The organism is Mesorhizobium sp. M7A.F.Ca.US.006.01.1.1 (genome assembly GCF_003997935.1).
Classification (GTDB): domain Bacteria; phylum Pseudomonadota; class Alphaproteobacteria; order Rhizobiales; family Rhizobiaceae; genus Mesorhizobium.
This window is the reverse complement of the sequence record NZ_RZQL01000020.1, coordinates 1-20,564: the sequence shown is the minus strand read 5'-3', so window position 1 is coordinate 20,564 and position 20,564 is coordinate 1. Positions and strand designations below refer to the sequence as shown.

Sequence of the window (20,564 nt, the reverse complement as noted above, 5' to 3'; positions counted from 1 at the left end):
ATCCCCACCGGAGTCACCCTATGTCCCTGTTGTTTCGCCGCGCGTCGCTCGCCAGCCTTGGCCTGGCCGTCGGCCTGTCGGCCCTTTCGCTCTCGCCTGTGATGGCGCAGCAAACCGCTCCCGCTCCGGCGGATGCAGCAGCGCCAGCCGCGGCACCGGTCGATCCGAACAAGGTTATCGCCATGGTCAACGGCCAGCCCCTGACCGAAGCAGATCTGGTGCTTGCCGAAGGGGAATTGTCGCAGCAGTTCGCGCAATTGCCGCCCGAGCAGCGCCGTGCCGCCGCCCTTTCGGCTGCCATCGAGATCCGCGTCATGGCCGCCCAGGCGGTCACCACCGGGCTCGACAAGGATCCCGACTTCCAGCGCCGCATGGCCTTCCTGCAGCAGCGCGCGCTGCATGGCGAGATGGTCGAGAAGGGTGTCGTCGACAAGGTCACCGACGCCGAGGTCCGCGCCCGCTACGACCAGGAAATCGCCAACACGCCGCCCACCAACGAGCTGCATGCCCGTCACATCCTCGTGAAGACGAAGGAAGAGGCCGCGGCGATCATCAAGCAGCTCGATGGCGGCGCCGACTTCCAGAAACTCGCCAACGAGCACACCAGCGATCCGTCAGGCAAGACCAGCGGCGGCGATCTCGGCTGGTTCGGACCTGGCCAGATGGTGCCGGAGTTCGACAAGGCGGCCTCCGCGCTCGAGGTCGGCAAATACACCGAGCAGCCGGTGCAAACGCAGTTCGGCTGGCATGTCATCAAGCTCGAGGACAAGCGCACCAAGCAGCCGCCGGCCTTCGACGACGTCAAGGACCAGGCCAAGCAGGCGGTCATTCGCGACAAGTATTTTGCGCTGGTCAAGTCGCTGCGCGCCGGCGCCAAGATCGAGATCCCCGACGCGAACCTGAAGAAGACGGTCGATACGCTGGAAAGCGCCAAGTAAGACTGATAGCTCTTCGAAAAAGGGCGCGGCAGCCAGGAGTTGCCGCGCCCTTTTTTGTTGCCGTATTTTTAGGGGGCGGGTGCCGTTATACCTCGCATCACGTAGTTGACCGCCTTGCCGATGGCCGCTTCGTTCTCGTCGAGGCGGTTGGTCAACAGATGTCTCCAGGCGAAGGAGGCGATCAGATCGGCGACAACAGCTGAATCGACGCCGGCCGGGATTTCGCCCCTTGCCTTGGCGCGTTCGATGATCTGGCCGGTGTGGGACCGTCGGCCCAGCGAGTAGTCGGCAAGGGCCGCGGCAGCGGTCTCGTCCGACTGTGCCTCGGCGATCAGCGACCGGAACACGCTTCCCGACGATGTCTCGCGCCAGTGGGCGAACAGGTTTTTCAGGAAGCCGACGAGATCCTCCTCCAGTCGCCCGGTATCGGGAACATCGACGCGCTTCTGGCGCTGGTAGACCTCAAGCAGCAACGCCGCCTTGCTCGGCCACCAGCGATAGATGGTGGGTTTGCCGGCGCGGGCCCGCCGCGCCACCGCCTCGATCGAGAAACCGGCATAGCCGGCTTCGACCAGCACGGCCTCGGCGGCTTGGAGAATGGCATCGGCGCTGTCGGGGTTGCGCCGCGCACCGATCGATCTGCGCGCCGGATCGGCGTCCTCGGCCATCTCTGTCGTCCTCGCCAACACTTCGACGGCAATATAGGTGACCCGACGCTCAAACGAAACGGCGCGTTTTCAAGCTGCTGGAGGCTGGCATGGTCGGGGTAGTGGTTAGTCGTTTTTCTGGAACTCTTACCGGCGTGTTGATTGGCGAAGGCCCCCAAACGCAAAAACCCGCCGGGGCGGCGGGTCGCTGGCGCAAATCAGCACCATGGACGAAAAGATAGCATAGCTGCTCTCACCCTGTCAAGAATAAATTCCTATCAACATGAAGGCGGCCGGCACAAACTGGGTGACACCGCCGGACCGGCCGTCGGACGATGTCTACTGCATGGCTTGCGATGTCTCGGATTCGATATGCCAGCCGCCGTCGGCCTTGACCAAGCCAAGCGTGACGCGCGCCTTGCCGGTCAGGCGTGCCGCCGATCTGTCCTTCGGCACATAGTCGTAGCGCATCGCAAAGACGGCCTCGGCGCGGTCGTCGCCATGCGGAGTGACCTTCAGGCTGCCGGGCTCCAGGCCAAGCGACCAGGAGGCCCATTGCGCGAACCAGTCGGTCTTCACTTTGACGATGGCATCGGTGTCGTAGCTTGTGCCGAAAATGGTGGCCGACGAGCCGTAGAGCCGCTTGACGGCCTCGCCCATCGCCTTGGTGTCCGGCGTCAGATAATCCCGGCGCAGGAATTTCTCGATCGATGCGTTGTCGTCGCCCACAGAGCGCTCAAGCACGGCAACGTCGGTGGGCGGTGCCGGAGCGGCGGCCGGCTTCTGCTGCTGGGTGGGTTGTCGGTCCGAGACGAATTCGAAGCGTTCGAGCAGCGAGCCCTGCTCCCAGGGGCGCTGGATTTCGCGGGTTTGCGAAACCACGTCGCGGCGCACCGCGATCATCATGTCGTTGATGCTCTGGCCGGGCTCGGCGATGTGGCGCAGCAGGGCGGCGGCGAAGGGCGAGTTGCGTCCGCTTCCGTCCATGGCGACAGCGCCAGGTGCCGTCGAGAAGGCGATGAACGAGCCGCGCGTCGATTCGAACTGCGCCAGCCCGGCCAGCGCCGTCGCCGAGCGCGTGGTGGCGGTGCGGCTGAGGCTGCGCGCAAACGGGTTGTTGCGGCAGGCATCGAGAAACACCAGGCTGACCTTGGTCTGCTGTTCCATGATGTCGAGGACTTCGTCGATCGGCACGGCCTCGAGCTGCAGCTTGACCGGTACGTCCAGCCTGGCGTCGACCGGCACGATGTAGTTGCGCCCGTCGACCTGCAGGCCGTGGCCGGCATAGTAGAACAGCCCGACGCCGGCGCCCTGGAGCGCATCGGAAAACGCGCCGATGCTGCGTTCGAGTTCGCGCTTGCCGAGATCATTGCCCTCGATGACCTCGAAGCCGATGGAGCGCAGCTTGTCGGCGATGTCGAGCGCGTCGTTGACAGGATTGGCCAGCGTGCCGGCTTCGGCGTAAGTGCCGTTGCCGATGACAAGCGCCACCCGCCGTTGCGGCTGCGCATCCGCGCTCAGCAGCAAAAGTCCCAGAAATGCCCATGCGAGGATCGCAAGCCTGCCCATGGGGTGAGATCATAACGCCATTGGCCCCGCCGGCGCCAACGGATTTGAGATGCAGGCTTAACCCCTGGCGAGTTCGAACTCCCGGACAAGAGCGACGAAAACGCCCTTGCGCCCGCGCGGTCTATCGGGCAAACCGGCCTTCCCTTGCGATTTTCCCGCCCGAGGCCTCCATGTCCACGACGATTTCGCCGCTTGCGCCGAAGAAATACCCGAAAATGCCAGAAATCGAGGGGGTGCGCATCGCCACCGCCGAGGCAGGGATAAAGTACAAGGGCCGCACCGATCTTTTGACCATGATCTTCGATGAAGGCACCGCGGTCGCCGGCGTGTTCACGAAATCGAAATGCCCCTCGGCGCCGGTCGATTTCTGCCGGCAGAATCTCGGCGCAGGCAAGGCGCGGGTGCTGGTCGTCAATTCCGGCAACGCCAACGCCTTCACCGGCAAGAAAGGCCGCGAGTCGACCGCGCTGACCGGCGAGGCGGCGGCGAAGGCGGCCGGCTGCACGGCAGCGGAGGTTTTCCTGGCCTCGACCGGCGTCATCGGCGAGCCGCTCGACACCAGCAAATTCAGCCATCTGCTGGCGGGGCTGGTCAGCAACGGCAAGCCTGAGCTGTGGACCGAAGCGGCAAAGGCGATCATGACCACGGATACCTATCCGAAAGTGGCGACCGCGACCGTCAAGCTCGGCGACACCGATGTCACCATCAACGGCATTTCCAAGGGCGCCGGCATGATCGCGCCCGACATGGCGACGATGCTCTCCTTCATCGCCACCGACGCGCCGATCGCCGCCCCTGTCCTGCAGGATCTGTTGTCGCGCGGCACGGCCAAGACTTTCAACGCGGTCACCGTCGACAGCGACACCTCGACCAGCGACACGCTGCTGATCTTCGCCACCGGCAAGGCCGCCAAGCGCGGCGCGCCGGAGATAACCGATCCCAAGGATGCGCGCCTTGGCGCGTTCCGCCGGGCGCTCGGCAAGGTGCTGAAATCGCTGGCGCTGCAGGTGGTGCGCGATGGCGAGGGCGCCCGCAAGCAGGTCGAAGTCACCGTCACCGGCGCCAAATCCGCGCGCTCGGCCAAGCGCATCGCGCTGTCGATCGCCAATTCGCCGTTGGTCAAGACGGCGGTCGCCGGCGAGGACGCCAATTGGGGCCGCGTCGTCATGGCTGTCGGCAAGGCCGGCGAACCCGCCGATCGCGACCGGCTGTCGATCTGGTTCGGCGACAACAGGCTGGCGCATGAAGGCGAGCGCGATCCCGGCTATTCCGAGGCAGCGACGTCGGCCTACATGAAGCGCGACGACATCCGCATCCGCGCCGATATCGGCATCGGCCGCGGCAAGGCGACGGTGTGGACCTGCGATCTCACCAAGGAATATGTCGTCATCAATGGCGATTACCGGAGCTGATGGTTTTGAGCTCCAGGCATCCGGCAAGCATGCTGGCGATCGTACGCCGCTACGAGGCGGCCGGCTTTCGCGCCTGGCCGGCGGCCGCCGTCCATTATGACGGCACCTGGGTGGTGCGGCTGACCGCCGGCCATCCGGCCAAGCGGCTGAACTCGGTCAATCCGCTCGATCCCGGCGATATCATGCACATGGCCGACCGTATCGGCCGGGCCAGCCGCCGTTTCGATGCTTATGGCAGGCCGCTGACGTTCCGCATGTCGCCGTTGTCGGGTCCCGATCTCGCTGGCCATCTCGACCGCGAGGGCTGGAGCCGGTTCGACGAGTCCCTGGTCATGCGGCTGCCGCTGGCAGATGCGCAACTCGACGCCGCCATGGACCAGATCCCGCTCAAGGACATCAGCCGCTTCATCGGCGCGTCGCTCAAGGTCAGCGGTTCGGACGTTTCGCTGCGGCCCGGCCTGTCGGAGATCATCGGCGCCATCCAGCCCGAAGCCGGGCTGTTCGCGCTCGAAGATGGGGCCGAAGCGCTGGCGACGCTGATCTGCGTGCACGACGGCGACCTCGCCGGCCTGTTCGAGGTCGCCACCGACAAATCGGCACGCAACAAGGGTCACGGCCGCAACCTGATCCTGTCGGCACTGAAATGGGCACGGCTGCGGGGCGCGCGGGAAGCCTGGCTGCAGGTCGAGGCCAACAATGTGCCGGCACTGGCGCTCTACCATTCGCTCGGCTTCGAGGAAGTCTATCGCTACCACTACCGCCGGCCACCGGGTCATGAATGAGGTCGTGACCGCCAGCAAGCGCCTGCTGCTGGTCGCCGCCTGCGCGCTGGTCGATGCCGACGGTCGGGTGCTTTTGGCGCAGCGGCCTCAGGGCAAGCAACTTGCCGGGCTGTGGGAGTTCCCCGGCGGCAAGGTCGAGCCGGGCGAGACGCCCGAACAGTGCATCATTCGCGAACTGCATGAGGAAATCGGCATCGAAACCGACATCCCGTGCCTGGCGCCGCTCACTTTCGCCAGTCATTCCTACGACGATTTCCACCTGCTGATGCCGCTGTTCATCTGCCGCCGCTTTCGCGGTATCGCGCAGCCCAGGGAAGGGCAGGCGCTGAAATGGGTGCGGCCGAAGCAGATGCGCGACTATCCGATGCCGCCGGCCGATGCGCCGCTGATCCCGTTCCTCATCGATCTTCTCTGAGGCTCCCGTCCGGCCGGTTCCTGGCCGAGGCGTTGTATCAGCCAGCATTAATGGAAGATTTATCTCGTCGTGAAAAATTGAAGCAGGGCCGTTCGCGGCCGAGCCGTCGATTTGCCGGGGAGCGATAGCATGAGCCTAGACAGGGATTGGGACTCGATCCGGCCCGAGCGGGGGTTTCGCGCCGCCGATGCGGGCATGGGCATATTGCGCATCACGCTTCTGTTCGGTTCGGCCGCGGTGGCGCTGGCGCTGATCGCAACCCCCTTCCTCGACAGCCAGACACGCTCGCTGTCGGCCCGTGATGGTTTCGGCGGGCTTGACATGGCGGCCACAGGCTCGATCGGTCATCGCGAAACCTACACGCTGCGCCGCAGCGTGCTGCAGCCACAGCCGAGCTCGGTCTGCATCATCAGGTCCAATGGCAGGAGCAGCGGCGACTGCTGACATGGTTAAGAGATTTCGCAAAGGCGGCGGTTTCACCGCCTGTTAAGCCTTTGCCGTTAACCTTTCTTAACAGGTCGGCTGTAAGGTCCCGGACAGAGGGGTTGAGGCCATGAAAGCAGAGCTGCTGGGTTTTCTGAACGACGAGACCGGCGCCACGGCCGTCGAATATGGCGTGATCATCGCTGTGCTGTCGCTGGCCATCGTCGGCGGCATCGGTGAGGTCCGCGACGGGATCATCTGGCTGTTCAGCGACAACAACAGCAAGCTTGCGAACGCTTTCGCACCCACAAACTGATCCAACTTTCCGCGCCTGCGGGCAGGATCATTGCCCGCCGGGCGCCTCCAGGATTGCCTTCAGCGAGATCTTGGCCGACCCTGGCTTCAGCGGTTTTTGCTGCGAAGCGTCGGGCGCCCAGCCGGACATCCAGACAATCGAGAAACTTGCCCTGACGCGGCCGTCGGGGTCGGAAAACCGCTCGGCGTAGATTTCCGCCGCACGGGCAAACAGCTTGCGCGAGCCCGGCCGCCGGCTGCGATCGGTGAGCGCATTGGTTTCGCCCATGGCCCGCAAATCCGCCATCAGGTTGAACAGGCTGGCATAGCGCACCGTCACCGTCTCGACGTCGGCGACCGGCAGAGCGAGACCGGCGCGCTGCAGCAGCGCACCGGCATCGCGGACGTCGGTGAACGGGGCGACACGCGGGCTGGCGCCGCCGTAAAGCTCGGTCTCGGCCGCAAGCAGGCTTTCGCGCAACTCGAAAAGCGTACCGGCGCCGGCAAAGGCGCCGAGGAAAAGCCCATCCGGCCGCAACGCACGGCGGATCTGGATCAGCATGCCGGGAATGTCGTTCATGGCCTGCAGCGACAAAAGCGACACCGCCAGATCGAGGCTTTCCGCTTCGAACGGCACGGTTTCGAGCGGTGCGATCAAGCCGAGATCGCCACCACTCAGGAAAACCGTATCCGTCTCGACGCGGACAATGTCGGCGACCTTGCCGCTTTCGGCGAGCGTTTCGGCTGCCGCCGGCGTCTGGCAAAACAGCGCGGCCGCCTTGACGAACCTGCGCTCGACGGCGCCCAGCCGGTCGGCGAGGTCCTCGGCCGTGCGGCGCATCAGGAAGTCCGCGCCGTCGACGGGATGGGCAAGCGCGCGCCGCTTGTGCGCCAGCCACAGAGAGGTATCCATTATCGGCTGCAACGGGCAGATCCTTTGTTTGTCCACGCTCCAAGATCGTTGATATAGTGGTGCGCAGGAGCAACCACGTGACCGATCCGATGCCCAAGATCAAGCCCATCGGGATCACGAACCTCGCCCGGTCGGTTGTCGGCTGGCCGGCGCGTATGCTGTTCCCGCCGGTCTGCGCCGGTTGCCGCCGGCATGTCTCGCAGCCGGGCGTGCTGTGCGGCGCCTGCTGGCCGAAGCTCAGGCTGCTGGAGCGGCCATGGTGTCCCGTCATGGGTACGCCTTTCACCCACCATATGGGCGAAGGCTTTCTGTCGGCCGAGGCGATTGCCGATCCGCCGCCTTTCGAGCGGGCGCGGGCGGCGGTCGCCTATTCCGGCGTTGCCCGCCAAATGGTGCAAGGGTTGAAATACCAGGATCGCACCGATCTGGCACCTTGGATGGCGCGCTGGATGGTGCGTGCGGGTGCCGATCTCATCGCCGAGGCGGATGTGGTGGTGCCGGTGCCGCTGCACTGGCGGCGCTTTTTCAGGCGGCGCTTCAACCAATCGGCGGAACTGGCAAGGGCGGTCTCGGCGCTCAGCGAACTGCCCTTTGCCCCCTCGGCGGTGCAGCGCGTGAAGCTCACCCGCCAGCAGGTCGGGCTGGAGCGCAGCGAGCGCGAGGAAAATGTGCGGGCCGCCTTTCGGGTACCAGCCGAGGCGGAAATCGAGATCGCCGGCCGCAGGGTGCTTTTGATCGACGATGTCTACACCACCGGCGCCACGGTGCGTTCCGCCACGAAGGCGCTGAAAAGGGGAGGTGCGGCCGCCGTCGACGTGCTGACCTTTGCCCGTGTGTTGCCGGGGGACTTCCGGGCGGACGAGTCCGCGACTATATAAGTCGGCAACGAACAGCGGAAATTCGTCATGGCCGATGTCACGATCTACACCCGCATGATGTGCGGCTATTGCACGGCAGCCAAGCGGCTGCTCGAGCGCAAGGGCATAGCCTTTACCGAGCACGATGCCTCCTTCTCGCCGGAACTGCGCCAGGAGATGATCTCCCGGGCGCATGGCCGCACGACCTTTCCGCAGATTTTCATCGGCGATACGCATGTCGGCGGCTGTGACGACCTCCACGAGCTGGAGGCCGAAGGCCGGCTGGACAAACTGCTCGCCAACGGCGCGACGAATTGAGGGAATGACGATGGGTGTTTTCAAAGCCGCTGCGATCCAGATGCGTTCAGGCGAGAGCCCCGAGCGCAACGCCGTCGATCTCGAACGGCTGGTGCGTGAAGCCGCGAGTCAGGGCGCGACCTATATCCAGACGCCGGAAATGACCGGGGCGCTGATCCGCGACAAGGAAGCGCGCGCCGCATCATTCACCTCCGAAGACAAGGACATCGTCGTCGCGACCGCGCGCAGGCTGGCCAGGGACCTCGGCATCTTCCTGCATATCGGCTCGACCGCCATCCTGCGCGCCGACGGCAAGCTCGCCAACCGGGCGCTGCTGTTCGGGCCGGACGGTGCCACGCTCGCCACCTACGACAAGATCCACATGTTCGACGTCGATCTCGACAATGGCGAGAGCTGGCGTGAATCTGCGGCTTACGAACCGGGCACCGAGGCCGTCGTCACCGAGATCGAGGGTGCAAAGCTCGGCTTCGCCGTTTGCTACGATCTGCGCTTTCCGCAACTCTTCCGTGCCGAGGCACTGGCCGGCGCCGACCTGCTTTCCGTACCTGCTGCCTTCACCCGCCAGACGGGCGAGGCGCACTGGCACGTGCTGCTCAGGGCCCGCGCCATCGAGAACGGCGCCTATGTCGTCGCCGCCGCGCAGGGCGGCTTGCATGAGGATGGCCGCGAGACCTACGGTCATTCGCTGATCGTCGATCCGTGGGGCCGTATCATTGCGGAAGCCGCACATGACGAGCCTGGTGTGATCGTCGCCGAGATCGACCCGGCGCAGTCGCTTGCCGCGCGCAAGAAGATCCCCAACCTCAAAAATGCGCGGGATTTCGCCGTCAATGCCGGCTTGGGCGAGTTGCCGCGGCTCAGGGGTGCAGCCTCTTGATCCGTTTTGCCCTGATCTGCGAGCACGAGCACGAATTCGAAGGCTGGTTCCGCAGCAACGACGACTTCGACACCCAGAAGAAGCGCGGCTTCGTCGATTGCCCCACCTGCGGTTCGCACAAGGTGCAGAAAGCGCTGATGGCGCCGGCCGTCTCCACGGCGCGCAAGCAGGAAACCATAGCGCTGGCCATGGGCGAGGCGCAGAAGCAGGCGCTGGCGCAGCTCAAGGCGATGGCCGAGAAGGTGCGCGAGAATGCCGATTATGTCGGCGACAAGTTCGCCGAGGAAGCGCGAAAGATCCATTTCGGCGAGAGCGACCCGCGCGGCATCTATGGCGAGGCGACGCTGGAAGAAGCCAAGAGCCTGGCCGAGGACGGCGTCGAGTTCATGCCGATTCCGGTGTTCCCGGACGACCGCAACTGAGTTCCGAGGGAGCTTTGCGCGACCCAGAAGCGATTGAGCCGCGACGCAGCATAAGAGCCGTCGTTGGCCGATTGGCCCGCTGGGCCGCCGTGAAGCTTAGCGGTACCCGAACGATCGACGGATTGCTCATCATCAGCGACAAGGGCACCGACAAGATCGTCGAGGCACTTCAGCTTATTCGTGATTTTGATCCAGTGCGCTACAGACGGCTGCTTGGGGACGTAAGACAGGTATTCGTCACAACCCTTCCTGCTTCCGTCGCGCAATGGGCAAACTCCTCCAAGGCGTGCGAATTGGACGAGCGCCATATCATCAGCGAAGAGACGACGCCGGAATTGGTCGCTTCGATTATCGTCCATGAGGCCACCCATGCGCGGCTTATGCGATGCGGCATCGGCTACGAAGAGGCGTTGCGGGATCGCGTCGAGCAGGTCTGTCTGCGTCGAGAAATAGCCTTTGCGGCCAGATTGCCGACAGGAAAGGGTCGGAGCCAGCAAGCTGAAGCGACACTTGAGGCTATGCCGGACTTTTCCGACAAGGCGATGAGTGAGCGAAATCTCAGTGGTTTGCGAGATGCTCTGCTCTACCTCAACATGCCGGCCCGGCTTGTTCACCTCACCGTATCATACCAGCGCTGGAAACACCGGCGCCGGTTCTCGCGGCAGCCTATGAATTGACCGGCTAGAGCATTTCACCGTTTCACGGAAACGGCGAGCTGCTCTAACTCTTTGTTTTGACGCTATTCCCAAGGAAAACGCTATGCGTTTTTCCTGGGAAAACCGTTTCACACTTTTCTTGGAATTGCTCTAGCCCACACTCCCGATCAATTTCTCAAGCAGCCGAGAGAGCGTCTCCTGTTCCGCCGGCGTCAGGCCCGAGAGAACCTCATGTTCGTTGGCCACGTGGGCGGTAACGGCTTCATCGATCAAGGCCAGGCCCTTCTCGGTCAGCCTCACGACAATGCCGCGCCTATCGTTGGGATGCGGCCCGCGCAGGATCAATCCGGACGTCTCGAGCCGGTCGAGCCTGTTGGTCATGGCGCCTGACGTCACCATCGTCGCTTCATAGAGGGCGGTCGGCGTCAGCGCGTAGGGAGAGCCTGAACGGCGCAGCGTTGCCAGCACGTCGAATTCCCCGGACTGCAATCCATAACGGGCAAACAACGGCGCCAGGCGCTCGCGGGCGATCAGCGAGGAGGCCTCGTTCAGCCGCCCGAGCACACCCATCGGCGAGACATCCAGATCGGGCCGCTCCCGCTTCCATTGCTCGATCGCTCTTGCTGCCCTGTCCAATTGTCTCACCACCATATATCTTGACGTTAAGAATCTTTCCGTTATCTTATCGTAACATGCAACGCCGGCCAAGGGCCGCGCTACAGGATTCGGTCAATGAAACTTCTCTGGGATTCGGCGCTCGGCCTGCTGGTCGTCACCGGCGGCCTGCTCGGCCTGACGCTGCCGTTCGGCAAGCTCGCCACGGCTGCCGGCGTGCCGGCCATGGTCTGGGCCTTCGTCATCTCGCTCGGCGCCGGCGGGGTCTTGCTGTGCGTGCTCTTGGCTCGCGGCAAGCGGATCCGGCTCACCGCGCACAAATTGCGCTACTTTTTCGTCACCGCGGCGGTGTCCTATGCCGTCCCCAATCTCCTGATGTTCTCGGCCATCCCGCATCTGGGCGCCGGCTACACCGGCATCATGTTCACGCTGTCGCCTGTCATCACGCTGGTGTTCTCGATCCTGCTGCGTGTCCGGCGCCCCAACATGCTTGGCATTGTTGGCATCGCCGTCGGCTTCGTCGGCGCCGTGATGGTCGCGGTGACGCGCGGCGAGGCCGGCCAGCCGGCCGATCTGTTCTGGGTGGCGATGGGGTTGCTCATCCCGGTCAGTCTTGCCGCCGGCAACATCTACCGCACGGTCGACTGGCCGGAAGGCACCGGCCCGATCGAGCTTGCCGTCGGCAGCCATCTGGCGTCGGCGGCGATGCTGCTTGTCGGCATTCTCGCCCTGTTCGGCGTCAAGGCCTTCGTGCCACTCGGCGGCGTGCCGCTGGTGGTCGTCGCGCAAGCCGCGTCGGCGTCGGCGATGTTCGCCTTCTTCTTCCGGCTGCAGGCGGTCGGCGGTCCGGTCTATCTCAGCCAGATCGGTTATGTGGCGGCGGCCGTCGGCCTGTTTGCCGGAACGATCTTCCTCGGCGAGCACTATCAGTTGCTGACCTGGGCAGGCGCGCTCATTATCACCGCCGGCGTGTTCATCACCACCAGGGCACAAAGCCAGAAGGCGTGAGCGGTCGCAGGGGATCCGAACTGCCTTCGCGCCTGGAACCGATCTCACCTGAATTTGTATCCAGATCTGCTTTATCTTCCTGTTTGAGCGTGGTCTTTTCCGGGGACTTTTCCCTTTTTGGGATCGTGCTCTGGAGCAAGCCATGAACGAACCGAAGACATCCGAGGGGACTGCTGTCGATGCAGCTGATTTTCGGGCCGCGATGCGGCTGATCGTCGGCAATGTCAGCGTCATCACCGCCGGCACCGGCGAGGATCGCTCCGGCCTGGTGGTCATTTCGGTCGTCTCGCTGTCGGCCGAGCCGCCCAAGGTGATCGCCTGCGTCAACAGGTCGTCGTCGACCTGGCCGGTGATCGAGCGCTACCGGCATTTCGGCGTCAATTCGCTTGGCCCCCAGCATCAGCGCGTGGCCGAGCGGTTCTCCGGCTTTGGCGGCATCAAGGGCAAGGACCGCTATGAGGGTGCCGAATGGATGACGCTCAAGACCGGAGCTTTACTGCTTTCGGATGCGGTGGCCGCCTTCGACTGCAGCCTCGACGAGATGATCGATCGCGGCACGCATTCGATCGTCATTGGTTCGGTCGAGGCCGTGCGCACGTCCGATGCCGGCCAGGCGCTGATCTACTGGCGCGGCGGCTACAGGCCGTTGAATTCTGAATAAGATCAGACCGAGCCTTTTTCCGCCAGGACCATGTAGTTGACGTCCATGTCCTTCGAGCGCGCCCAGCGGTCGGCCAGCGGGTTGTAGGTGACGCCGGTGCGGTCGATGATGGTCAGGCCCGCGCCGCCAAGCGCCTTTTCGAGCTCTTCCGGGCGCACCAGCTTGCCGAACTGGTGGGTGCCGCGCGGCAGCCAGCGCAGCACATATTCGGCGCCGATGATGGCTAAGCCCAGCGCCTTCAGCGTGCGGTTGATGGTGGCCACGAACATGATGCCGCCGGGCCGGACCATCTCGCCGCATTTGGCGACGAACAGATCGATGTCGGCGACGTGCTCGACCACTTCCATGTTGAGGATGACGTCGAATTTTTCGCCGGCGTCGGCAAGGTCCTCGGCCGTCGTGGCGCGATAGTCGACGCTGACATTGCCCTCGGCAGCGTGCAGCTTGGCCACTTCGATGTTGGTTTCGGAGGCATCCGCGCCCACAACCTCGGCGCCAAGCCGCGCCATCGGCTCGCACAAAAGTCCGCCGCCACAGCCGATGTCGAGGATGCGCAGACCCTCGAAAGGCCTTGCAGCGCGCGGGTCACGGCCGAAGCGCGTCGCTATCTGGTCGCGGATATAGGCCAGCCGGACCGGATTGAATTTGTGCAGGGGACGGAACTTGCCGTTCGGGTTCCACCATTCGGCGGCAAGGGCGGAAAAGCGTTCCACTTCTCCGGCATCGATCGTCGATCGTCGGGGCTCTGGCATCGGTTGGTCTCCTCGAACGCTAGGAAGTCGGGCGTGAGGCCGCGAATGTCAAGGCAACAATTTTCGATGCTGCCAAAGGGGCTGACAGACCGACTGGGCTGGCAGCGCAGCCTGCCTACTTCGTGCCGAGCACGTCACGCAGTTTCGCCGCCAGTTGCTCGATGGTGAAGGGCTTGGCGAGGAAATGCACGTCGTGGTCGAGCACGCCGTTGTGGACCACGGCGTTCCTGGTGAAGCCGGTGGTGAAGATCACCTTCAGTTGCGGCATGCGGGCAACGGCCTCTTCCGCCAGCTTGCGGCCGTTCATGACGGGCATGACGATGTCGGTCAACAGAAGGGCGACGTTCGGGCTCTCCGCCAGTTTCTGCAACGCTTCCTCGCCGCTCGCGGCATGAATGACGGTGTATCCGAGTTCGCGTATGGCACCGGTGGTGGAGACCCTCACGCGGGCATCATCCTCGACGACAAGGATCGTTTCGGTGACGGGTGCGGCGGGGTTGTTGCCTCGCCCGGTGGGCACGGCCGGCTCTTCGGCGCCAAAATACCGCGGCAAGTAGATCTTGATCGTCGTGCCTTCGCCGGGTTCGGAATAGATATTGACGTGGCCGCCCGACTGTTTGACGAAGCCGAACACCTGGCTCAATCCCAGGCCGGTGCCCTTGTTGACCGGCTTGGTGGTGAAGAAGGGTTCAAAGGCCTTGGCCATGACATCGGGGCTCATGCCCGAACCGGTGTCGCTGACGGCGATCATGACATACTGGCCGGCCGCGACTTCGGCATGGGCGGCGGCGTAGTTCTCATCGAGATGGCTGTTGGCGGTCTCGATGGTCAGCTTGCCATCATCGCCCATGGCGTCGCGCGCGTTGACGGCCAGGTTGAGAACGGCGTTCTCGATCTGGCTCGGGTCGGCATGGGTTTTCCACAAGCCTCCCGCGAGCACCGTTTCGATGCGGATGGTTTCGCCGAGTGCCCGACGGATCAGGTCGGACATGCCGGTCAGCAGACGGTTGGCGTCGACGATCTGCGGCGCCAGCGGCTGCTGACGCGAGAAGGCGAGCAGCCGGGCCGTCAGATTGGCGGCACGGGTCGCGGCATCGATCGCCGCATCGATGAATTGTGCGATGTCGTGCTCGCCGCGCGCCAGCTTGCGCTGGGCGAGGTTCATGGCGCTGATGATCACCGCCAGCATGTTGTTGAAGTCGTGGGCGATGCCACCTGTAAGCTGGCCGACCGCCTCCATCTTGTGCATCTGGCGGATCTGGGATTCGGCCTTTTCGCGCGTCTCGATCTCCTTGCCGAGGGCGACGTTCTTGTGGACCAACTCATCCTGGGCAACGGCAACCTCACGGAAGCGGCGGCGCGATTCCCTGATCGCGTAGCCGGCAAGCAGGAAGATCGCCAGCAGCGCCGCCAGCGAACCGATGCGTAGCCAGGCCTCCACCTGATCGGTATGCGCGTCGCGCGCGGCGACGGCTGCGGCGCTGATGCGTCGGACCGTATCCATGCTGGTCCGGATTTCGTCCATGACGGCCTTGCCCTGGCCGCTGCGAACCAGATCCAGCGCGTTCGTCGCATTGCCCTGGTCGTACAGGGCAATCGTCTCGGCCAGTTCAGCCTGCTTTTGCGAAAGCGCGTCCTTGATACGGCTGATCTGCTGGACGAGCTGGTCGTCGGGGGCAGTCAAGCTGTCGATGCGGGCAAGTTGGCCCGGAATGGCGCCGACAGCGCTCCGATAGGGTTCGAGATAGGATTTCTCGCCGGTCAGCAGATAGCCCCGCTGGCCGCTCTCGGCTTCCTGCGCCAGAGAAAGCAGACCCGAAAGCAATTGCTGATATTCGATTGCCTCGCGCGCGGCGGCGCGGTTGGCCCGCTGTTCCTCGACCAGCATGGCACGGCTGCCGACAATCAGCGCCAGCACGGCAAAGCCGGCGATAAGCGGGAGTGATTGCCATCGCATGGCACGTCGAAGACGAGCAATCATCATCTGGTATGCCGAGCCAAAAGAATTCCCCGCGGGCAGCATTTCGTAGGCGGCAGCGGGGCGGAAGGCAATATGCCGGCTTCCGGAGCCGGCAATCGGCCGCCAGCCTTGCGAAACCTTCATCATTTGGCTAAGGAGGCCGCGCATTCAGCGGCCGGCGTCAGCCGGCCTTCCGCTTTTCGGGATTCCGGCTTTGGCTGGGATCCGGCTTCAGGCAAAGGCATTTCGCTCCCATGGCGCGCATCGTGATGAAATTCGGCGGAACCTCGGTCGCCGACATCGCCCGCATCCGCAACGTGGCGTGTCACGTCAAACGCGAGGTCGACGCCGGCCATGAGGTTGCGGTGGTCGTTTCGGCGATGGCCGGCAAGACCAATGAACTGGTCGGCTGGACGCGTGAGGCCTCGCCGATGCACGACGCACGCGAATATGATGCGGTCGTCGCTTCCGGCGAGCAGGTCACGGCCGGCCTTCTGGCCATCACCTTGCAAAATATGGGCGTGCATGCCCGCTCCTGGCAGGGTTGGCAGATCCCGATCAAGACCGACAATGCGCATGGAGCGGCGCGCATCCTCGACATCGACGGCGCGTTCCTGATCAAGCGCTTCGGCGAGGGCCAGGTGGCGGTGATCGCCGGGTTCCAGGGCATCGGCCCGGACAATCGTATCGCCACGCTCGGCCGCGGCGGCTCCGACACCAGTGCGGTTGCCATCGCCGCGGCGGTCAAGGCCGATCGCTGCGACATCTATACCGACGTCGACGGGGTCTACACCACCGATCCGCGCATTGAGCCCAAGGCGCGGCGGCTGGCCAAGATCTCGTTCGAGGAAATGCTTGAAATGGCCTCGCTCGGCGCCAAGGTTCTGCAGGTGCGTTCGGTCGAGCTTGCCATGGTGCACAGGGTGCGTACCTTCGTGCGGTCGTCCTTCGACGATCCCGATGCGCCCGGAATGGGGGATTTGCTCAATCCGCCCGGAACGCTCATTTGCGACGAGGAAGAGATCGTGGAACAGCAGGTCGTCACCGGAATTGCCTACGCCAAGGACGAAGCGCAGATTTCGCTGCGCCGGGTCGGCGACCGGCCGGGCGTTGCCGCCGGCATCTTCGGGCCGCTGGCCGAGGCCAACATCAATGTCGACATGATCGTCCAGAACATTTCCGAGGACGGCAAGTTCACCGACATGACCTTCACCGTGCCGTCGGGCGATGTCGACAAGGCGCTGGCCGTGCTTGAACGGCTGAAAGCCGAGATCGGCTACGATGTCGTGCAGTCGGAAGCCGGCATGTCGAAGGTTTCGGTCATCGGCATCGGCATGAGGAGCCACGCCGGCGTCGCCGCCACCGCTTTCAAGGCGCTGGCCGACAAATCGATCAACATTCGCGCCATCACGACCTCGGAGATCAAGATTTCGATCCTGATCGACGGTCCATATACGGAACTTGCGGTTCGTACTTTGCATTCCGTCTACGGTCTGGATAAGCAGTAGCGAGAACGATTTGAGTTGTTGCGTGTGCGCCGGTCGCGGTGGAAACTGCGGCGGGCAGAATGCCCATTGGAGAACAAGCCGCGATGCGTGATCAGGCCAGTGGCCCGCGCGTTTTGCTCAAACGGCTCCGCGAGCTCATGCAGGAGCCGCTGGAGCCGCAGGAGCGGCTTGACCGGATTGTGCGCGACATCGCCTCCAACATGGTCGCGGAAGTCTGCTCGCTCTATGTGCTGCGCGCCGATTCGGTGCTCGAACTCTACGCCACCGAAGGTTTGAACCCGAACGCCGTCCATTTGGCACAGTTGCGGCTGGGCCAAGGCCTTGTCGGCACGATCGCCGCCAGCGCGCGGCCGCTCAACCTGTCCAATGCGCAGGAACACCCTGCCTTCGCCTATCTGCCGGAGACCGGGGAAGAGATCTACAACTCCTTCCTCGGCGTGCCGGTGCTGCGGGCAGGGCGCACGCTGGGCGTGCTGGTGGTGCAGAACAAGACCATGCGCCACTACCGCGACGACGAAGTCGAGGCGCTGGAAACCACGGCGATGGTGATCGCCGAGATGATCGCCACCGGCGATCTGGCGCGGCTGACCCGGCCCGGCCTCGAACTCGATCTGCGCCGTCCTGTCAGCTTCACCGGCCTGTCCTTCAATGAAGGCGTCGGGCTTGGCCATGTCGTGCTGCACGAGCCGCGTATCGTCGTCACCAATCTGTTCAACGAAGACAGCGAGGAAGAGGTCCGCCGGCTGGAGACCTCACTCAGTTCGCTCAGGCTGTCCATCGACGACATGCTGGAACGCCGCGACGTCGCCTTCGAGGGCGAGCATCGCCAGGTGCTGGAAGCCTATCGCATGTTCGCCAACGATCGCGGCTGGGTGCGACGGCTGGAAGAGGCGATCCGCAACGGCCTGACGGCCGAAGCCGCGGTAGAAAAGGTGCAGAGCGACATGCGCGCCCGCATGCTGCACATGACCGATCCCTATCTGCGCGAGCGGATGAGCGATTTCGACGACCTCGCCAACCGCCTGCTGCGCCAGCTGATGGGGCGCGGGCCGGAGGATGTTGCCGCATCGCTGCCGAAGGACGCCATCATCGTCGCCCGTTCGATGGGGGCTGCCGAGCTGCTCGATTATCCCCGCGACAAGATGCGCGGGCTGGTGCTCGAGGATGGCGCGGCGACCAGCCATGTCGTCATCGTCGCGCGTGCCATGGGCATCCCCGTCGCCGGCCAGATGAAGGGCGCCGTTTCCATGGCGGAAAACGGCGATGCCATCATCGTCGACGGCGAGGAGGGCGTGATCCATTTGCGGCCGCAGCCCGACCTCGAGGCCGCCTATGCCGAAAAAGTGCGGTTCCGGGCGCGCCGGCAAGAGGTCTATCGCGAACTGCGCAAGAAGCCATCGACGACCAGGGATGGTGTCCAGGTCGACCTGTTGATGAATGCCGGTCTTGCCGTCGACCTGCCGCAGCTTGCCGAAGCGGGTGCGGCCGGCATCGGCCTGTTCCGCACCGAACTTCAATTCATGGTCGCCTCGACATTTCCCCGGGCCGAGGCCCAGGAAAAGCTCTATCGCGACGTGCTCGAAGCGGCGCGCGGCAAGCCGGTCACTTTCCGCACCATCGATATTGGCGGCGACAAGGTGCTGCCCTATTTCAAGGGCGCGATCCAGGAAGAGAACCCCGCGCTTGGGTGGCGGGCGATCCGCCTGACGCTCGACCGGCCGGGGCTGCTGCGCACCCAGATACGCGCTTTGCTCAAGGCCAGTGGCGGGCGTGAATTGAAGCTTATGCTGCCGATGGTGACCGAGCTTGGCGAGATCGCCCAGGCGCGCGAGATCATCGACCGCGAGGTGCGGCATCTCTCGCGTTTTGCCCATCATTTGCCGACCAGCCTGAAGTTGGGCGCCATGTTGGAAGTGCCGTCGCTGCTGTTCCAGCTCGATGAATTGATGAAGGCGGTCGATTTCGTCTCGGTGGGTTCGAACGATTTGTTCCAGTTCGTCATGGCCGTCGACCGCGGCAACACGCAATTGGCCAACCGCTTCGACACGCTGTCGGCGCCGTTCCTTCGGGTGCTCAAGCAGATCGCCGATGCCGGCGTCCGCAACCATACGCCGGTGACGCTGTGCGGCGAACTCGCCGGCAAGCCGATTTCGGCGATGGCGCTGATCGGACTCGGTTTCCGCTCGATCTCGATGTCGCCGGCCTCGATCGGCCCGGTCAAGGCGATGCTGACGGAACTGCCGCTGGACGAGTTGAAGGCGTTTTTCGACGACAATCTGATGGCTCCAGCACAGGGCTTGCCGATGCGGGCGCTGCTGCAGGCCTTTGCCGACGACCGTTCGATCCCGTTGTAGCAGCCTCATCATGGTCAATTTGCCCCGCGATCGTATGGATCAAGTCGTCAAGCGTTTCGAGATGCTCGAAGCGCAGATGTCGGCCGGCCCGGCGCCGGAAGCCTATGTACGGATGGCGTCCGAATATGCCGAAATCCAGGACATGGTTACCAAGGTCAGGGCACTGCGCCTGGCCGAGCATGAGCAGGCCGACCTCGAAGCCATGCTTGCCGACAAGGGCACCGATGCCGAGATGCGGGCGCTCGCCGAGGCCGAGCTGCCGGAGGTCGAGGACCGCATCGAGGCGCTGCAGAAGGACATCCAGATCCTGCTGTTGCCCAGGGATGCCGCCGACGACAAGAACGCCATTCTCGAAATCCGCGCCGGCACCGGCGGCGATGAGGCCGCGCTTTTCGCCGGCGACCTGTTTCGCATGTATGAGCGCTACGCCGCCGAACGCGGCTGGCGTTTCGAGACGGCCTCGGCCAGCGATGGCGATGCCGGCGGCTATAAGGAAATCATCGCCACTGTGTCGGGCAAGGGCGTCTTTGCGCATCTGAAATTCGAATCCGGGGTGCACCGCGTGCAGCGCGTGCCGGCAACCGAGGCGAGCGGGCGCATCCACACGTCGGCGGCAACCGTCGCGGTGCTGCCCGAAGCCGAAGAGGTCGACATCGACATCAGGGCCGAAGACATCCGCATCGACACGATGCGTGCCTCGGGTTCGGGCGGCCAGCACGTCAACACCACCGATTCGGCCGTCCGCATCACCCATTTGCCGACCGGCATCATGGTCGTGCAGGCGGAAAAGTCGCAGCATCAGAACCGCGCCAAGGCGATGCAGATCCTGCGCGCCCGGCTCTATGATCTGGAGCGCGGGAAGGCCGACGAGGAGCGCTCCGAATCGCGCAAGTCGCAGGTCGGTTCCGGCGACCGCTCGGAACGCATCCGGACCTATAATTTCCCGCAAGGCCGCGTCACCGACCACCGGATCAATTTGACGCTCTACAAGCTCGACCGGGTGATGATGGGCGAACTCGACGAGATCATCAACGCGCTGATCGCCGATCATCAGTCGAAATTGCTCGCCGACATCGGCGTGGATGGCTGACCTGCCCGACGCACTCGGGCCGCTGCTGCTGGAAGCGCGGGCCCGGCTTGCCGCCGCCTCGATCGACGATCCGGCGCTCGATGCGAGGCTGAT

The 20,564-nt window shown here is 64.2% G+C and carries 22 protein-coding genes; 16 read left to right on the top strand and 6 right to left on the bottom strand.

What is annotated here, in order from left to right:
* Window positions 1–20 precede the first annotated feature (20 nt).
* Window positions 21–938 carry a peptidylprolyl isomerase gene (locus EN943_RS06160; protein WP_127411917.1) on the top strand — a complete coding sequence of 306 codons (918 nt, stop codon included), beginning with the start codon at window positions 21–23 and terminating at the stop codon, window positions 936–938.
* A 68-nt stretch (window positions 939–1,006) separates the two neighbouring features.
* Here the strand turns inward: EN943_RS06160 and EN943_RS06155 are convergent, their stop codons facing one another.
* Window positions 1,007–1,606: a TetR/AcrR family transcriptional regulator gene (locus tag EN943_RS06155; protein WP_127411916.1), complete on the bottom strand. Its 600-nt coding sequence runs from the start codon at window positions 1,604–1,606 to the stop codon at window positions 1,007–1,009.
* A gap of 318 nt (window positions 1,607–1,924) precedes the next feature.
* On the bottom strand, window positions 1,925–3,154 hold the full coding sequence (locus EN943_RS06150; protein WP_127411915.1) for a caspase domain-containing protein: 1,230 nt from the start codon (window positions 3,152–3,154) through the stop codon (window positions 1,925–1,927).
* Between the two features lie 170 nt (window positions 3,155–3,324).
* Here EN943_RS06150 and argJ point away from each other — a divergent pair, with 170 nt between their 5' ends.
* The 5 genes from argJ (at window position 3,325) to EN943_RS06125 (ending at window position 6,502) form a co-directional block, all read left to right on the top strand.
* Window positions 3,325–4,566 (top strand): bifunctional glutamate N-acetyltransferase/amino-acid acetyltransferase ArgJ, encoded by a 1,242-nt coding sequence (argJ, locus tag EN943_RS06145; RefSeq protein WP_127411914.1) that lies wholly within the window; start codon window positions 3,325–3,327, stop codon window positions 4,564–4,566.
* Between the two features lie 29 nt (window positions 4,567–4,595).
* Window positions 4,596–5,348: a GNAT family N-acetyltransferase gene (locus tag EN943_RS06140; RefSeq protein WP_127411936.1), complete on the top strand. Its 753-nt coding sequence runs from the start codon at window positions 4,596–4,598 to the stop codon at window positions 5,346–5,348.
* Window positions 5,341–5,763 (top strand): (deoxy)nucleoside triphosphate pyrophosphohydrolase, encoded by a 423-nt coding sequence (locus EN943_RS06135; RefSeq protein WP_127411913.1) that lies wholly within the window; start codon window positions 5,341–5,343, stop codon window positions 5,761–5,763. The genes EN943_RS06140 and EN943_RS06135 overlap by 8 nt, the downstream gene beginning before the upstream one ends.
* A gap of 129 nt (window positions 5,764–5,892) precedes the next feature.
* Window positions 5,893–6,207: a hypothetical protein gene (locus tag EN943_RS06130; RefSeq protein ID WP_013529445.1), complete on the top strand. Its 315-nt coding sequence runs from the start codon at window positions 5,893–5,895 to the stop codon at window positions 6,205–6,207.
* A gap of 109 nt (window positions 6,208–6,316) precedes the next feature.
* Window positions 6,317–6,502 carry a Flp family type IVb pilin gene (locus tag EN943_RS06125; protein WP_127411912.1) on the top strand — a complete coding sequence of 62 codons (186 nt, stop codon included), beginning with the start codon at window positions 6,317–6,319 and terminating at the stop codon, window positions 6,500–6,502.
* A gap of 27 nt (window positions 6,503–6,529) precedes the next feature.
* Here the strand turns inward: EN943_RS06125 and EN943_RS06120 are convergent, their stop codons facing one another.
* Window positions 6,530–7,405 (bottom strand): methyltransferase domain-containing protein, encoded by an 876-nt coding sequence (locus tag EN943_RS06120; protein WP_127411911.1) that lies wholly within the window; start codon window positions 7,403–7,405, stop codon window positions 6,530–6,532.
* Window positions 7,406–7,470: 65 nt separating this feature from the next.
* On the opposite strand from EN943_RS06120, the gene EN943_RS06115 reads away from it, so the two are divergent.
* The 5 genes from EN943_RS06115 (at window position 7,471) to EN943_RS06095 (ending at window position 10,544) form a co-directional block, all read left to right on the top strand.
* A complete protein-coding gene (locus tag EN943_RS06115; protein WP_127411910.1) occupies window positions 7,471–8,271 on the top strand; it encodes a ComF family protein in 801 nt (266 codons plus the stop codon).
* 27 nt (window positions 8,272–8,298) lie between these two features.
* Window positions 8,299–8,568, top strand: coding sequence for a glutaredoxin 3 (gene grxC, locus EN943_RS06110; RefSeq protein ID WP_127411909.1), 270 nt, complete (start codon window positions 8,299–8,301; stop codon window positions 8,566–8,568).
* A gap of 10 nt (window positions 8,569–8,578) precedes the next feature.
* Window positions 8,579–9,445, top strand: coding sequence for a carbon-nitrogen hydrolase family protein (locus EN943_RS06105; protein WP_127411908.1), 867 nt, complete (start codon window positions 8,579–8,581; stop codon window positions 9,443–9,445).
* Entirely contained in the window at window positions 9,442–9,867 is a 426-nt protein-coding gene (locus tag EN943_RS06100; protein ID WP_127259830.1) for a DUF1178 family protein, read from the top strand. Before EN943_RS06105 ends, EN943_RS06100 begins: the two co-directional genes overlap by 4 nt.
* A 122-nt stretch (window positions 9,868–9,989) precedes the next feature.
* Window positions 9,990–10,544, top strand: coding sequence for a hypothetical protein (locus EN943_RS06095; protein WP_164778094.1), 555 nt, complete (start codon window positions 9,990–9,992; stop codon window positions 10,542–10,544).
* Window positions 10,545–10,673: 129 nt separating this feature from the next.
* Here the strand turns inward: EN943_RS06095 and EN943_RS06090 are convergent, their stop codons facing one another.
* A complete protein-coding gene (locus EN943_RS06090; protein ID WP_127411935.1) occupies window positions 10,674–11,159 on the bottom strand; it encodes a MarR family transcriptional regulator in 486 nt (161 codons plus the stop codon).
* Between the two features lie 96 nt (window positions 11,160–11,255).
* On the opposite strand from EN943_RS06090, the gene EN943_RS06085 reads away from it, so the two are divergent.
* Window positions 11,256–12,146 (top strand): DMT family transporter, encoded by an 891-nt coding sequence (locus EN943_RS06085; RefSeq protein WP_127411906.1) that lies wholly within the window; start codon window positions 11,256–11,258, stop codon window positions 12,144–12,146.
* Between the two features lie 142 nt (window positions 12,147–12,288).
* On the top strand, window positions 12,289–12,807 hold the full coding sequence (locus EN943_RS06080; protein WP_127411905.1) for a flavin reductase family protein: 519 nt from the start codon (window positions 12,289–12,291) through the stop codon (window positions 12,805–12,807).
* A 2-nt stretch (window positions 12,808–12,809) separates the two neighbouring features.
* Here the strand turns inward: EN943_RS06080 and ubiG are convergent, their stop codons facing one another.
* Window positions 12,810–13,559, bottom strand: coding sequence for a bifunctional 2-polyprenyl-6-hydroxyphenol methylase/3-demethylubiquinol 3-O-methyltransferase UbiG (gene ubiG, locus EN943_RS06075; protein WP_023811162.1), 750 nt, complete (start codon window positions 13,557–13,559; stop codon window positions 12,810–12,812).
* A 115-nt stretch (window positions 13,560–13,674) separates the two neighbouring features.
* Entirely contained in the window at window positions 13,675–15,516 is a 1,842-nt protein-coding gene (locus EN943_RS06070; protein WP_127411904.1) for a CHASE3 domain-containing protein, read from the bottom strand.
* A 257-nt stretch (window positions 15,517–15,773) separates the two neighbouring features.
* Between EN943_RS06070 and EN943_RS06065 the strand changes: the two genes are divergently transcribed.
* The 3 genes from EN943_RS06065 to prfA all read left to right on the top strand — a co-directional run bounded on the left by EN943_RS06065 (window position 15,774) and on the right by prfA (window position 20,471).
* Window positions 15,774–17,027: an aspartate kinase gene (locus tag EN943_RS06065; RefSeq protein WP_127411903.1), complete on the top strand. Its 1,254-nt coding sequence runs from the start codon at window positions 15,774–15,776 to the stop codon at window positions 17,025–17,027.
* A gap of 83 nt (window positions 17,028–17,110) precedes the next feature.
* Window positions 17,111–19,381, top strand: a complete 2,271-nt coding sequence (gene ptsP, locus EN943_RS06060) for a phosphoenolpyruvate--protein phosphotransferase (protein ID WP_013529460.1) — start codon at window positions 17,111–17,113, stop codon at window positions 19,379–19,381.
* Between the two features lie 10 nt (window positions 19,382–19,391).
* Entirely contained in the window at window positions 19,392–20,471 is a 1,080-nt protein-coding gene (gene prfA, locus EN943_RS06055) for a peptide chain release factor 1 (RefSeq protein ID WP_127411902.1), read from the top strand.
* The last annotated feature ends 93 nt before the right edge of the window (window positions 20,472–20,564 follow it).

Coding starts and splice junctions, on each gene's coding strand:
- EN943_RS06160 (WP_127411917.1), top strand. CDS start 21: ATGTCCCTGTTGTTTCGCCGCGCGTCGCTCGCCAGCCTTGGCCTGGCC.
- EN943_RS06155 (WP_127411916.1), bottom strand. CDS start 1,606: ATGGCCGAGGACGCCGATCCGGCGCGCAGATCGATCGGTGCGCGGCGC.
- EN943_RS06150 (WP_127411915.1), bottom strand. CDS start 3,154: ATGGGCAGGCTTGCGATCCTCGCATGGGCATTTCTGGGACTTTTGCTG.
- argJ (WP_127411914.1), top strand. CDS start 3,325: ATGTCCACGACGATTTCGCCGCTTGCGCCGAAGAAATACCCGAAAATG.
- EN943_RS06140 (WP_127411936.1), top strand. CDS start 4,596: ATGCTGGCGATCGTACGCCGCTACGAGGCGGCCGGCTTTCGCGCCTGG.
- EN943_RS06135 (WP_127411913.1), top strand. CDS start 5,341: ATGAATGAGGTCGTGACCGCCAGCAAGCGCCTGCTGCTGGTCGCCGCC.
- EN943_RS06130 (WP_013529445.1), top strand. CDS start 5,893: ATGAGCCTAGACAGGGATTGGGACTCGATCCGGCCCGAGCGGGGGTTT.
- EN943_RS06125 (WP_127411912.1), top strand. CDS start 6,317: ATGAAAGCAGAGCTGCTGGGTTTTCTGAACGACGAGACCGGCGCCACG.
- grxC (WP_127411909.1), top strand. CDS start 8,299: ATGGCCGATGTCACGATCTACACCCGCATGATGTGCGGCTATTGCACG.
- EN943_RS06105 (WP_127411908.1), top strand. CDS start 8,579: ATGGGTGTTTTCAAAGCCGCTGCGATCCAGATGCGTTCAGGCGAGAGC.
- EN943_RS06085 (WP_127411906.1), top strand. CDS start 11,256: ATGAAACTTCTCTGGGATTCGGCGCTCGGCCTGCTGGTCGTCACCGGC.
- EN943_RS06080 (WP_127411905.1), top strand. CDS start 12,289: ATGAACGAACCGAAGACATCCGAGGGGACTGCTGTCGATGCAGCTGAT.
- ubiG (WP_023811162.1), bottom strand. CDS start 13,559: ATGCCAGAGCCCCGACGATCGACGATCGATGCCGGAGAAGTGGAACGC.
- EN943_RS06070 (WP_127411904.1), bottom strand. CDS start 15,516: ATGCGATGGCAATCACTCCCGCTTATCGCCGGCTTTGCCGTGCTGGCG.
- EN943_RS06065 (WP_127411903.1), top strand. CDS start 15,774: ATGGCGCGCATCGTGATGAAATTCGGCGGAACCTCGGTCGCCGACATC.
- ptsP (WP_013529460.1), top strand. CDS start 17,111: ATGCGTGATCAGGCCAGTGGCCCGCGCGTTTTGCTCAAACGGCTCCGC.
- prfA (WP_127411902.1), top strand. CDS start 19,392: ATGGTCAATTTGCCCCGCGATCGTATGGATCAAGTCGTCAAGCGTTTC.